12 protein-coding genes are annotated in these 12,916 nt (G+C 63.5%); 3 read left to right on the forward strand and 9 right to left on the reverse strand.

What is annotated here, in order from left to right; genetic code table 11:
- The first annotated feature begins 3 nt into the window (after nt 1-3).
- From DPM33_RS05890 to DPM33_RS05900, 3 genes are all read left to right on the forward strand, one after another.
- Nucleotides 4-1,632 carry a GMC family oxidoreductase gene (locus DPM33_RS05890; RefSeq protein ID WP_112096460.1) on the forward strand — a complete coding sequence of 543 codons (1,629 nt, stop codon included), beginning with the start codon at nt 4-6 and terminating at the stop codon, nt 1,630-1,632.
- A 10-nt stretch (nt 1,633-1,642) separates the two neighbouring features.
- Nucleotides 1,643-1,960: a Dabb family protein gene (locus DPM33_RS05895; RefSeq protein WP_112096461.1), complete on the forward strand. Its 318-nt coding sequence runs from the start codon at nt 1,643-1,645 to the stop codon at nt 1,958-1,960.
- 81 nt (nt 1,961-2,041) lie between these two features.
- Nucleotides 2,042-3,289 carry an MFS transporter gene (locus DPM33_RS05900; RefSeq protein WP_112096462.1) on the forward strand — a complete coding sequence of 416 codons (1,248 nt, stop codon included), beginning with the start codon at nt 2,042-2,044 and terminating at the stop codon, nt 3,287-3,289.
- Nucleotides 3,290-3,368: 79 nt separating this feature from the next.
- Here the strand turns inward: DPM33_RS05900 and DPM33_RS05905 are convergent, their stop codons facing one another.
- The 9 genes from DPM33_RS05905 to DPM33_RS05945 all read right to left on the reverse strand — a co-directional run bounded on the left by DPM33_RS05905 (nt 3,369) and on the right by DPM33_RS05945 (nt 12,886).
- Nucleotides 3,369-4,214, reverse strand: a complete 846-nt coding sequence (locus DPM33_RS05905) for an EamA family transporter (protein WP_112096463.1) — start codon at nt 4,212-4,214, stop codon at nt 3,369-3,371.
- 7 nt (nt 4,215-4,221) lie between these two features.
- Nucleotides 4,222-5,139: an endonuclease/exonuclease/phosphatase family protein gene (locus tag DPM33_RS05910; protein WP_112096464.1), complete on the reverse strand. Its 918-nt coding sequence runs from the start codon at nt 5,137-5,139 to the stop codon at nt 4,222-4,224.
- A 109-nt stretch (nt 5,140-5,248) separates the two neighbouring features.
- Nucleotides 5,249-6,802: a cation:proton antiporter gene (locus DPM33_RS05915; RefSeq protein ID WP_112096465.1), complete on the reverse strand. Its 1,554-nt coding sequence runs from the start codon at nt 6,800-6,802 to the stop codon at nt 5,249-5,251.
- Nucleotides 6,803-6,987: 185 nt separating this feature from the next.
- Nucleotides 6,988-8,052, reverse strand: a complete 1,065-nt coding sequence (locus DPM33_RS05920) for an ABC transporter ATP-binding protein (protein WP_112096466.1) — start codon at nt 8,050-8,052, stop codon at nt 6,988-6,990.
- Between the two features lie 11 nt (nt 8,053-8,063).
- Nucleotides 8,064-8,855 carry an ABC transporter permease gene (locus tag DPM33_RS05925; protein ID WP_112096467.1) on the reverse strand — a complete coding sequence of 264 codons (792 nt, stop codon included), beginning with the start codon at nt 8,853-8,855 and terminating at the stop codon, nt 8,064-8,066.
- Complete coding sequence (locus tag DPM33_RS05930) at nt 8,852-9,766, reverse strand: ABC transporter permease (RefSeq protein ID WP_112096468.1); 915 nt, start codon at nt 9,764-9,766, stop codon at nt 8,852-8,854. The genes DPM33_RS05925 and DPM33_RS05930 overlap by 4 nt, the downstream gene beginning before the upstream one ends.
- Before the next feature lie 63 nt (nt 9,767-9,829).
- A complete protein-coding gene (locus tag DPM33_RS05935) occupies nt 9,830-10,936 on the reverse strand; it encodes an ABC transporter substrate-binding protein (RefSeq protein ID WP_112096469.1) in 1,107 nt (368 codons plus the stop codon).
- 245 nt (nt 10,937-11,181) lie between these two features.
- Nucleotides 11,182-12,354, reverse strand: a complete 1,173-nt coding sequence (locus DPM33_RS05940) for an iron-containing alcohol dehydrogenase (RefSeq protein ID WP_112096470.1) — start codon at nt 12,352-12,354, stop codon at nt 11,182-11,184.
- 37 nt (nt 12,355-12,391) lie between these two features.
- Complete coding sequence (locus DPM33_RS05945; RefSeq protein WP_112096471.1) at nt 12,392-12,886, reverse strand: DUF2569 domain-containing protein; 495 nt, start codon at nt 12,884-12,886, stop codon at nt 12,392-12,394.
- Nucleotides 12,887-12,916 lie beyond the last annotated feature (30 nt).

Here is a 12,916-nt window from a genome sequence, read left to right on the forward strand (position 1 = left end):
ACAATGGCTGACTACATCATTGTTGGCGCCGGTCCGGCCGGCTGCGTTCTCGCCAACCGGCTGAGCGAGGACCCGGCAAATTCGGTGCTGCTGCTCGAAGCCGGCGGCAAGGACTGGCATCCCTATATCCACATGCCGGCTGGCTTCGCCAAGATGACCAAGGGCATCGCCTCCTGGGGCTGGTCGACCGTGCCGCAGAGAAACATGAAGGACCGCGTCTTCTGGTACACGCAGGCCAAGGTGGTCGGCGGCGGCTCGTCGATCAACGCGCAGATCTACACGCGCGGCAATGCCCGCGATTACGACGCCTGGGAGAAGGAAGAGGGGCTTATCGGCTGGGGCTATCGCGACGTGCTGCCCTACTTCAAGCGCGCCGAGAACAACCAGCGCTTCGCCAATGATTTTCATGGCGACCAAGGTCCGCTCGGCGTCTCCAATCCGATCTCACCGCTGCCGATCTGCGAGGCCTATTTCCGCGCCGGCCAGGAAATGGGCATCCCCTTCAATCCGGATTTCAACGGCGAGAGACAAGAAGGCGTCGGCTACTACCAGCTTACCCAGAAGAACGGGCGCCGCTCATCCGCGTCGGTCGCTTATCTGAAGCCGATCCGCGACCGCAAGAACCTGACGGTCCGGACCGACGTGCTGGTCACCCGTATCGTCGTCGAGAAGGGCCGTGCGATCGGCGTCGAGGTCGTCGACAGACCGGGCGGCGAAAAGACCGTCCTGCGCGCTGAAAGCGAGGTGATCGTCTCCTCAGGCGCGATCGGCTCGCCCAAGCTCCTGATGCAGTCCGGCATCGGCCCGGCAGACCACCTGAAGTCCGTCGGCGTCACGCCAGTGCATGACCTGCCTGGCGTCGGCTCCAACATGCAGGACCATCTCGACCTGTTCGTGATTGCCGAATGCACCGGCGACCACACCTACGACAATTATGCCAAGCTGCACCGCACCATGTGGGCCGGCCTGCAGTATCTGCTCTTGAAGAAGGGGCCGGTCGCCTCCAGCCTCTTCGAGACCGGCGGCTTCTGGTACGCCGACCCGACTGCCGCCTCGCCCGACATCCAGTTCCATCTCGGACTCGGCTCCGGCATCGAGGCCGGCGTCGAGAAGCTGAAGAACCCGGGCGTAACGCTGAACTCCGCCTTCCTGCGCCCGCGTTCGCGCGGTACGGTGCGGTTGAAGAGCGCCGATCCGGCCGACCATCCGTTGATCGATCCGAACTACTGGTCCGACCCCTATGATCGCGACATGTCGATCAAGGGCCTGCGGCTGGCGCGCGAGATCATGCGGCAAAGAGCGCTGCAACCCTATGTGCTGCGCGAAGTGCTGCCCGGTCCAAACCTGCAGAGCGGCGACGACCTCGTCGACTATGCCTGCCGCACCTCCAAGACCGATCATCACCCCGTCGGCACCTGCCGCATGGGCCGCGACGCGATGGCGGTGGTGACGCCGGATCTCAGGCTGCGCGGCATCGAGGGTCTGCGCGTCTGCGATGCCTCGGTGATGCCGCGCGTCCCCTCCTCCAACACCAATGCGCCGACCATCATGGTCGGCGAAAAGGGCGCCGACCTCATCCTCGGCCGCGAGCCGCTGCCGCCGGCCGTGTTCAAGGGCAACCAGGCGGCGTGAGGCATAAAGGATGATCCGCCACTGCGTCTTTGTCCGCTTTCGTGACGACGTCCCGGCAACCGAGCGCGCGGCGATCCATGCCGACCTCGAAGCACTGCGCGCCGTCATCGACGGCATGGGCAAGGTGCATCTCAGCGCCAATGTCAGCCCGGAGCCGTTCGCGCGCGGCTTCACGCATGGCTTCACCATCGACTTCCGCGAAGCCGCCGCCCGCGATGCCTATCTCGTGCACGAGGCGCATCAGCGCGCCGGCGCCCGGCTGGTCGCAGCACTTCAGGGCGGCACCGACGGGCTGATGGTCTTCGATCTCGAGTTTACGCAAATGTGACCGGAAACTGGCCTCCGGAGCGTTCTCTTTTGCACATAACAGGACATATCGTTCCTTTGGCGGGGGCAAAGGAGGAATGTCTTGGATCTCAATTCACAACAGAAGAAGACCGTTATTGCATCATTTCTGGGCTGGACGCTCGACGCGTTTGATTTCTTCCTTCTGACTTTCCTGCTCACCGATATTGCTGCTGAGTTTCACACCGAGGTGCCCGCCGTCACCAAGGCGATATTCCTGACGCTTGCGACGCGCTTCATCGGCGCGTTCCTCTTCGGCATGCTTGCCGACAAATACGGCCGCAAGCCGATCCTGATGCTCAACATCGTCAGCTATTCGGTGATCGGTGCTTTAGCCGCGTTCTCGCCCAATCTCGGTATCTTCCTGGCGCTCCGCGCCCTGTTCGGCATCGCCATGGGTGGCGAATGGGGACTGGGCAGTTCGCTTGCCATGGAGTCCATCCCGCCCAGCGCCCGCGGCATGGTTTCGGGCATTCTGCAATGCGGTTATCCGGCCGGCTATCTGCTGGCTGCGGTTGTCTACGGCCTGCTCTACGGCCAGAAGGTCGGCGAATTCACCTTCGGCTGGCGCGCCATGTTCCTCTTGAGCTTCGTGCCGGCGCTGATCGTGCTCTTCATCCGCTCGCATGTGCCGGAATCACCCGCCTTCGTAGAGGCCCGCCAGCATGTGAAGCCGGGACTGCTCGAAACGCTTCAGAAGCACTGGGGCATCGCGCTCTATGCCGTGGTGCTGATGATGTTCTTCAACTTCTTCAGCCACGGCACGCAGGACCTCTATCCGACCTTCCTGAAGAAGCAGCACGGCTTCGACCCGCACACGGTGAGCTGGATCACCATCGTCGCCAACCTCGGTGCAATTGCCGGTGGCCTGGGCTTTGGCGCGCTGTCGGAGAGGATCGGCCGCGTCAACGCCATCACGCTGGCCTGCCTGATCGCGCTGCCGGCGCTCCCTCTATGGGCCTACTCGACCACGCCCTTCATGCTGGCGGTCGGCGCCTTCGTCATGCAGGTGGCGGTGCAGGGTGCCTGGGGCGTCATACCGGTGCATCTCAACGAGCTCTCGCCCGGCGCCGTGCGCGCGACCCTGCCCGGCTTCATCTACCAGGCCGGCAATCTGGCGGCGTCCTATGGCGGGCCCTACCAGGCCGGCATCGCCGAGGCGCCCGGCAGCAGCTATGGCTACGCACTGGCGCTGTTTGCCGGCGTGGTCGCCGTCTGCATCATCATCGTCATCCGCTTCAGCCCGGAGAAGCGCGGCCAGGTGATGACCGTGTTGGACCGGGAAGTCAGCGCAATTCCAGGAAAAGTGTGAAGCAGTTTTCCGTCCGGGATTGCGCCGAAACAAACGAGAGATAGAGCGGTTTGCCGTTTCCGTGAAACGGTGAACCGCTCTATCCAAGTCTGAGTGCAACGACGCCGGCGACGATGCTGAGTGCGGCAGCACCCCGCCAGCCCGTCATCTTCTCGCCCAGCGCGAAGACCGAGATCATCATCGCGAACAGGATCGAGGTCTCGCGCAGCGATGCCACCGAGGCGATCGGCGCCTTGGTCATTGCCCACATGACGATCCAGTAGGCCGCGCCGCTGAGCACGCCAGTGAACAGCCCGGCCTTCCAGTCGCGCGCCAGCAAGGGCAGCGACTGTGTTCCGCGGAACACGACGCACAGCACCAAGGCCCATGCCGCGTCGCAGACGAACAGCCATGCCGCGTAGCTCTGCGCGGTCGCCGCCAGCCGCGCGCCGCTGCCGTCCGACAGCGTGTAGCTGGCAATGAAGATCGAGGTGCCGAGCGCAAAGCCGACAGCTCGTAGATTGAATCGCTCGAGATGTACGCCGCCACGAAACGACATCACCAGCGTGCCTGCCGACAACAGCAGGATGCCGAGAATGGCGAACGGCGCCGGCACCTCCCGCACCACCACAATGCCACCAAGTGCCGCCAGCAGCGGCGCCGTGCCGCGCGCCAGCGGATAGGTCTGGGCGAAATCGCCGGCCTTGTAGGCGCCGATCAGGAACGTTCGGTAGCCCATGTGGAAGACCACCGAAGCGAGAATGAATGGCCACACCTCGGCCTTCGGGAACTCGACGAAGGGCAGCACGAACAGCGCGGCAAACCCCATGCCCAGTGTCATCAGTGTGATCGACAGGAAGCGGTCGAGATGCACCTTGACCAGTGCATTCCAGATCGCATGCATGGCGGCGGCTGCAAGCACCGCGAAGAAGACGAAAAGCGTCATGCCCGGCTCATCCGCCTCCGGAAGTCGTGGCGAGCCCCGGCGTCTCCAGGTCGATGTCGATCCTTACCGGAAAATGATCCGAAGCGACTTCGCCGATGTCGGCGCCGACCGAGCGCACGCGCCCGGCAAACATGCCACCGACGAAACAGTGATCCAACCGGCGTTCTGCCAGCCTGCCATCGATGATCTTCTCATGCGTATGGAAGTCCGTCGCCGGCTCGATGGCCACAGAAGCGGCATCGACGAAGCCGTCGAGATAGGCAGCCTCGCGATGGTATGGCGTGCTGCCGACGATGCGGCGGTATTCGACGCTGCCAGGTTCCATGTTGAAGTCGCCCAGCCAGATCGCCGCCTGCGGGTTCTCCGGCTCCGGCTGGCCGTTCGTCCAGTTGCGTTGCGGCTCGTCGTCGGCGCCGCTCCAGGGGCCGCCGTCCCAGCGCGCGCGGCGATGCTCGGCCAGCAGATAGTCGATCTGTTCCAGCCGCTCCTCGGTCGCGATATGCGCCAGATGCAGCGAAAGCACCCGCACCGGCCCCGCCGGCGTGCGGATCATGCATTCGAGCGCCGCGTTGCGGGTGTTGAGCGGCCTGACCGTGCGCCGCAGCGGCAGCGTGTGCAGGCGCGACCAAACGATCGGCAGCTTCGACAGGATCATCGTGCCGAATTGCCGCCGCCGGTTGACGACGCGGCCGTCGCGCGTCTCGCTGGCGTCCATGTCGAAGGCCGGGCCGTAGACCCAGTAGTAGCCGGGCAGCAGCCTGGACAGGATCTCGGGCTGGTCGTCGCCATTGCTGCGCTGCCAATGCCGCTCGACCTCCTGCAGCGCGATGATGTCGGCGCCGGCCACCAGCCTTGCGCAACGGGCAAGATCGTAGCGCCCGTCGCTGCCATAGCCGTACTGGATATTGTAGCTGATCAGCTTCATCGATTAACCGGCTCACTTCTGATGATCGCACTAGCGCCACGCCCCTTGCGTTGCAATGGACCGCGAGGGCAAGTGGAATGGTCCAATGGAACCCGGCGGAACCGGCACTCTAGTAGGTTGTGAGCGGCTGGTAAGTTCCGGCGGGCGATGCCGCCAGCTCCGACCAGTCGATCTCCTCTTCCAGCCGGTGATAGGCCTCGTCGCCGATGGTGCCATTGCGGCGCAGTTCCTCCAGCGTGTCGCGCTGGCGTTTGATGGCATAGAGGCGCAGCCGGTCATACTCGGTCGCCGCTTGCGCATCCTCGGGGTTTTCCGCGACCTTGCGCTGCGCCTCATACTGCTCGCGCACCACCGCCGCCGCCGCCGATGTCTTGCGGCTCAACACGTCGAGCGCGGCTTGCATGATGGCAACGCGCGCCAGCGCCACCTCGCCGTCGACCGTGGTATCGCGCGGGAAGTCGAGCCAGCGCAGCAGCGGCTTCAGGCTCATGCCTTGCAGCACCAGCGTGCCCAGCACCACGGCGAAGGCGGCAAGCACGATCGGGTCGCGGCCGGGAAAACCGGCAGGCAAGGCAACGGCCGCGACAAGCGTCACCAGCCCGCGCATGCCGCACCAGCCGACGAGCACGGCGCCGGGAAATGTCGGGCCATCGCGCCTTTCTTCTTCGCTGGCGTAGCGGGCGAACCAGCGTATGACCGCGACATAGCCTGCCACCCAGGCGATACGCGCCACGATGACCACGGCCAGCACCGTTGCCGCGAACAGAAAGGCCTCGCCCTGTCCGTCGCCGGAGAGCCGGCCGACGATCGACCGCGCCTGCAGGCCCATCAGCACGAAGGCCAGCACGTTGAGCACGAACACCGCCGACTCCCAGACCGAATAGGTGCTGACGCGGCGTCTCGCGGACATGCGGCGCGGCGCCCTGCGCGCAAGCGTGATGGCATAGACGACGATGGTGATGATGGCGGAGAGGCCGAGCTTGTCGGCGATGATCCAGACGGCGAAGGTCCCGGCGAACTGCACCACGGTGCTGCTTGCCGCATCCTCGATGCGCGTCAGCGTCAGCAGCGAGAAGCGGCCGAACAGATAGCCGGCAACGACGCTGCCCACCGTCGACAGAAGGATCACAGGCACCGCGTCTTTCAGCATCAGCGTGCCGACCGCTGCCGCAACCGAGATCCGGTAGATCAACAGCGCCGTAGCGTCGTTGAGCAGGCTCTCGCCCTGCAGGATCGCGGTCAGGCGGTGCGGCACCTTGAACTGGTTGAGCACCGCGCTTGCCGCCACCGCATCCGGCGGCGCGACGATGGCGCCGAGCGCGATCGCCGCCGCGATCGGCAGACCGGCCATCTTCCAGCCGACGAAGGCAACCACCACGGCGGTGAAGATGACGGCGCCGAGCGCCAGAAGCGCCAGCGACAGCCGGTAGCGCTTCAGGTCGCGCAGCGAAGTATCGTAGGCGGAATCGAGCAGCACCGGCGCGATGAACAGCGCCAGCGCCAGTTCCGGATCGATCTCGATCGTCGGCGCGCCCGGCACGAAGGCCAGTCCGACGCCGGCAAGAGCGAGCAGGGACGGATAGGGAACCTCAAGCCGCCGCGACAGCGCCGTCAGCGCGACGGCGATCAAAAGCAGGATGAGGGTGAGTTCGAACAGCGCCATGGCTCATCGTAACGATGGAACCAGGCGTTTGGCACTGCAAAAGTGAATGGTGAATGGTGAATGGTGAATGGTGAATGGTGAATGGTGAATGGTGAATGGTGAATGGTCATCGTCATAAGAATTCGAGCACGTAAAGTACTTTCTTCGCTGACTACCATTCACCATTCACCATTCACCCTCTCCCCTTAGTGCAGGACCAGCATATCGCCCGACGAAAACGAAATGTCCGCCTTGTCGCCGACGGCCGGGGGCGGTGTCGTCGAATTGTTGAAGGTGTCGAGCGACACCGTGTTGCCGCCGATACCGACACGCACGCGGATGACCGAGCCGAGGAAATGCACTTCGGCGATCTCGCCCGACAGGCTGGTGTCGTGGCCGGGCTGGCGCGCCAGCGAGATGGCCTCGGGGCGCAGCGCCAGCGACAGCGTATCGCCGGACTTTGAGCCGTTGAGCTTGCCCTTGAGGTCGACCTCCTGGCTGTTCACGCGCACCCTGCCGGCGCCGGCATCGGTCACCGTGCCTTCGAGCACGTTGAGCGTGCCGACGAAATTGGCGACGAATTTGGTCGCCGGCCGGTTGTAGATCTCGAACGGCGTGCCGACCTGCTCGGCCCTGCCGCCATACATCACCGCGATGCGGTCGGAAATCGACAGCGCCTCTTCCTGGTCGTGCGTGACGAAGATGGTGGTGATGTCGAGCTTCTTCTGGATCGAGCGGATTTCCTCGCGCAGCGACACGCGCACCTTGGCGTCGAGCGCCGACAGCGGCTCGTCGAGCAAGAGCAGCTTCGGCTTCGGCGCGATGGCGCGCGCGAGCGCGATGCGCTGCTGCTGGCCGCCCGAGAGCTGGTAGGGATAGCGGTCGGCCATCTGCGGCAGCTTGATGATGTCGAGCATTTCGGCGACCCGCCTGTCTGAGTCAGCCTTCGGCATGCCGGCGACCTTGAGGCCGAAGGCGATGTTCTGCGCCACCGTCAGGTTCGGGAACAGCGCATAGGCCTGGAACACCATGCCGACATTGCGCTGGTTGGGCTTCAGCCGGGTGATGTCCTTGCCGCCGACGACGATCTTGCCGGCCGACGGCTCCTCGAAGCCGGCGACCATGCGCAGCACCGTCGTCTTGCCACAGCCGGACGGGCCGAGGAAGGAGACGAATTCGCCGGGTTCGACGTCGAGATTGAAGTCCTCCACGACCGTTGTCGCACCGAAGGATTTTCGCACGTGCTGGATGGAGAGGAATGGGTCGGCCATGGCTTTGACTTTCAGTTCGGTCGATTTGCCGATTTCGGCGCGAAGCGGGACAGGATCTGGATCAGCGACATGCAGCCCCAGGTGATGGCGAAGGCGATGATGGCGAGCGCCGCCGGTTCATACGCACGGTTGGCCCCGATATTCTGCAGATAGGGGCCAAACGCCGGACGGTTGAGCAGGCTCGCCATCGTGAATTCGCCGATGACGATGGCGAAGGTCAGGAAGGCGCCCGACAGCACGGCGATCAGCACGTTGGGCAAGATAACCCGGGTGATGATCGTCGACCAGCCCGCCCCGAGGATCTGTGCAGCTTCCGTCAGCGTGCGCACGTCGATGGTGCGAAGACCGGTATCGACCGCCCTGTACATATAGGGCAGCGACAGCGTCGCATAGCCGATGACGAGCAGAGCATTGGTGGCCGTGTCGTTTGCCAGGAACGGCAGTGGCGAATTCGAGCCATACATCCGGATATAGCCGAAGACGATGACGATTGCCGGGATGACCAGCGGCAGCAGCGTGATGAACTCGACGATCGGCCTGAGCTGCGGCAGGCGCAGCCTTATCCAGTAGGCCGCCGGCACCACTATCAGCACGCCCAGAATGATGGTGAAGACTGCGGCAATCACCGAATACATGAACGTAGCCTGGAAGCGGGCATCGCCCAGCACAATCTGGTAGGCGTCAAAGGAATAGGCCCCGCGTCGCATGCGCATGGAAAATTCCACTGTCGCGATCAGCGGGATGAAGAAATAGGCCGCGCCGAGAATAAAGACGACCCAGGCCCAGAATCTGCCGGACTTCATTTGAGCCACCTTTCGGAACGGGTCCGGAACCAGATGTAGAAGACATTCGCCAGCCCGGTGATGACGATCATGCCGAAGGCGATCGCATAGCCGAGATGTGCGTTGTGCAGCACGTCGCCGCGGATTTGCGCATAGAGCAGGATCGGCACGATGTTGAGGGACGAGCCTGTCAGCGCATAGGCTGTGGCAATGGCGCCGAAGGCGTTGGCGAAGAGCAGGATCACGGTGCCGAGGAAGCTCGGCCAGATCACCGGGATGACCACCATGCGCCAGTATTGCGCCGTGGTCGCGCCCAACGTAGCGGCTGCCTCGCCCCATTCCTTCTTCAGTCCGTCGATCGCCGGGGTGATGATGACCACCATAAGCGGAATCTGGAAATAGACGTAGGTCAGCGTCAGCCCCCAGAACGACAAGATGTTGAAGCCGTGGGCGTAAATGTTGAGGCCGAACAAGGTGTTGAGCAGCACGGTGGCGAGGCCGAGCCGACCGAGTGTGGCGAGGAAGGCGAAGGCCAACGGCACGCCGGCGAAATTCGAAGCGACGCCTGAGAAAGTCAATGTCGCTGAGCGTATCCACTCCGGCAGGCCGCCGCGCACGATGGCGATAGCGATCGCCAACCCTGCAAACGCCCCTATCAGTGCCGATGCAAGGCTCACCTTGATCGAGATCCAGTAGGCGGCAACGATTGACGGTTGCGCCAGCGCCACGATGTTTTCCAGCGTGAATTCGCCTGCATCGTTCTGGAACGCGCCCAGCATCAGATAAAGCGTGGGCAGGATCAGGAACATCAATGCAAAGATGAAGAACGGCGCAACGCCGATCCATTGCGTCGGAAGCCGCAAGGCCCGCGCCTCGCTGGGCGGCGCGGTCTTCCCCGCAATGGCCTGGTTGGAAAGCGAGAGATCGGTCATGCGCCGGCTACCGTTTCTGGGAAGCTCCGGGCGGCCTTGTGGCCGCCCGGACGATTTGCATGATTACTTCACATTGGCGCCGACGACGGCGTCCCAGTTCTTGGTGATGGCTTCCTTGGCCTTGCCCTGCTCGTCGAGCGTCGGAAACACCGCGGAGGCGTAGGCCTCGGCCGGCGGCAACTTGGCCAGCACGTCCGCCGGGATCTTGCCGTTCTTGGCAAGATCGTTGAAGCGGATCGGGTGGCAATAGCCCTTCAGCCAGGCGATCTGGCCTTCGTCGGAGTAGAGATACTCCAGCCAGAGCTTGGCGGCGTTCGGATGCGGCGCGTAGGCACTGATCGCCTGCACGTAGACGCCGGCGACGACACCCGTCTTCGGCACGACGACGTCGACCGGCGGGTTGCCCTTCAGCGTGTCGCGGCCGGCAAGCGCGTTGTAGTCCCATGTGACCAGGATCGGGGTCTGGCCCTGGGCGAGCGTCGCCGGCTTGCCAATCACCGGCACGAAATTGCCGGCCGCATTGAGCTTCTTGAAGAAGTCGAGGCCGGCGGTGCCAGCAGCTTCACCGGCGGCTGCGCCACCGGAAATGCCGGCGGCGTAGACAGCCTGGATGGCCTGGTTCGAGGCTCGCGGATCGCCGGCGAGCGCCACGGTGTTGGCATAGTCCGACTTCAACAGATCAGCCCAGTCGGCCGGCGCTTCCTTGACGAGGTCCTTGTTCACCAGGAAGGACAGCACGCCGTAATAGTCGCCGGTCCAAAAGCCCTCGGCATCCTTGGCGCTGTCCGGGATCGAATCCCAGGTGGACACCTTGTAAGCCTGGATCAGGCCATCCTTCTTGGCGGAGGGGCCGAACGACAGACCGACGTCGATGACGTCGGGAGCCTGCGGGCCCTTGTTGTCCTTGTTTGCCTTGATCGCCTCGACCTCGTCGCCGGAGCCGGCATCGGGATTGAGTTCGTTGATGGTGAGCTCAGGATATTTCGCCTTGAAGCCGTCGATCACTGCCCCGTAGCCGCACCAGTCATGCGGAAGCGCGATGACAGTGAGCTGGCCTTCAGCCTTCGCGGCCTTGACGAGATCGTCCATCGAAGCGGCGGACGAAATCACCGTCGACGCGAAGAGCGCCGCGGCCGAGAGGGAAAGCACCTTCCCCGTGAACTTGAACATGTGTTCTCTCCGTTGAACTGGCGCGCTAAGCGCCTGCGATGCGGGTATCGTTTTCGTGTGACAGCCAGATGAAGGCTTTTTGAAACCCGAGCCCCGCGGCACAAAAAGTTAACTCTTTTTAACGGACTGTAGCAATTAGCCCGCACTTAATTTTCCGGCTAATGGTTAGTCACCTTGTTTTTTGCCCTCTTCCCTCCCCTTTCGAACGCCTCTTAATTCAACTTTCGGCATTGAAAAGCCGGCTCTTAGACGGAGCCGGCGATCGCATTTTCGAGCAGCGTCAGCGCCGCTTTCTTGGTCAGCTTGACCGGGTTGCCGCCGGCCGTCGGGTCGACCACCGCCATGTCGGCGATCAGTCCCTTGCGCTTCTTGTCCATGTCGAGGCCCTTGATCAGGCCGGGAAGCGCATGCGGCACCTTGAGCTCCTTGCGCAGCTTGATGATCGCCTTGGCGAAGCCGTCGAAGCCGCCCCTGATGCCGCAATAGGCGGCGAGCCTGGCGATGCGGTCCTCGACCGCCTCGCGGTTGAAGGCGAGCACATAGGGCATGAACACTGCATTGGTCATGCCGTGATGGGTGTCGTAGAGCGCGCCGATCGGGTGCGACAGCGAATGGATGGCGCCGAGCCCTTTCTGGAAGGCGGCCGCGCCCATGGCCGCCGCGCTCATCATATGGGCGCGGGCTACCAGATCCTTGCCATTGGCGAATGCCTTGGGCAGGTTCTCGAACACCAGCCTTATGCCCTCCACCGCGATGCCGTCGGCCATCGGATGATAGCCCGGCGCGCAATAGGCCTCGAGGCAGTGGGCGAGCGCGTCCATGCCGGTGCCTGCGGTGATGAAGCCGGGCATGCCGACCGAAAGCTCCGGATCGGCAATGACGATTGCCGGCAAAAGTTTCGGATGGAAGATGACCTTCTTGGTGTGGGTCGCCTCATTGGTGATGACGCCGGCGCGGCCGACTTCCGACCCGGTGCCGGCGGTCGTCGGCACGGCGATGATCGGCGCGATCGCATCGGAATTGGCCCTGGTCCACCAGTCGCCGACATCCTCGAAATCCCACACCGGGCGCGTCTGCCCGGCCTGGAAGGCGATCAGCTTGCCGAGGTCGAGCGCCGAGCCGCCGCCAAAGGCGATGACGCCGTCATGCTTGCCTTTCTTGAACACGGCGATGCCGGCAGTGAGGTTGGAATCGACCGGGTTCGGCTTCACTTCCGAGAACACGCCATAGGGGACCTTGGCGTCGTCGAGGATCTTCAGCGTCGAGGCGACGACCGGCAGTTTGGCCAGGCCCGGATCGGTGACGAAGAGCGGCCGCTTGATGCCCGTGGCCGCCAGCACGTCGGGCAGTTCCTTGATGCGCCCGGCGCCGAAGCGGACGGTGGTGGGGTAGTTCCATTTGGAGATCAGCTTGGACATTTCGACCTTCTAGAATGCTGGGATTTTCGTTTCGTCGTTAGTTCACAAAGGTGTTGGCCACACGCGCGGATCGCATCATGTAAGGAATCCAGATGATCGCGCCCCAGATCGTTCGCGAGATCGACCGGACCGTGTCCTTGTCGTAAGCGTCGGCCAGCGTCGGAAAGGTGTCGGGAAAGGTCAGATGCGCGGCCCACGGATCAAGGAGCAGATAGACCGGCGTAACCGCGGCCCAGATGATGTACCAGCCAGGAAACATCTCCGAGCGCCTGAACATGAAGAGCAACAGCAGCGCCGGGGCCGTGAGGTTCAGGATGCCGCTGGCCACGAGCTCCGCGACAACCAGCACGATTTGCGAAGCACTCAAGGCGTGCCAGTTCTGCAGGATGCCGACATAGTCCGTGTCGTATAGCAGTATCAGCCCCACGATTGGCGTAAGCATCAGCCCGAGCATCGGCAGGACGAGCCATCCGCCAATGCCCTCAGGCCCTTCGCGCGCCGGCAAGGCCGACGATTGCTGCGTCTCCGCCATCACTCCTCTCTCTAAGCCTATCCGATGCCC

Source organism: Mesorhizobium hawassense (genome assembly GCF_003289945.1).
In the GTDB taxonomy this organism is placed as follows: domain Bacteria; phylum Pseudomonadota; class Alphaproteobacteria; order Rhizobiales; family Rhizobiaceae; genus Mesorhizobium; species Mesorhizobium hawassense.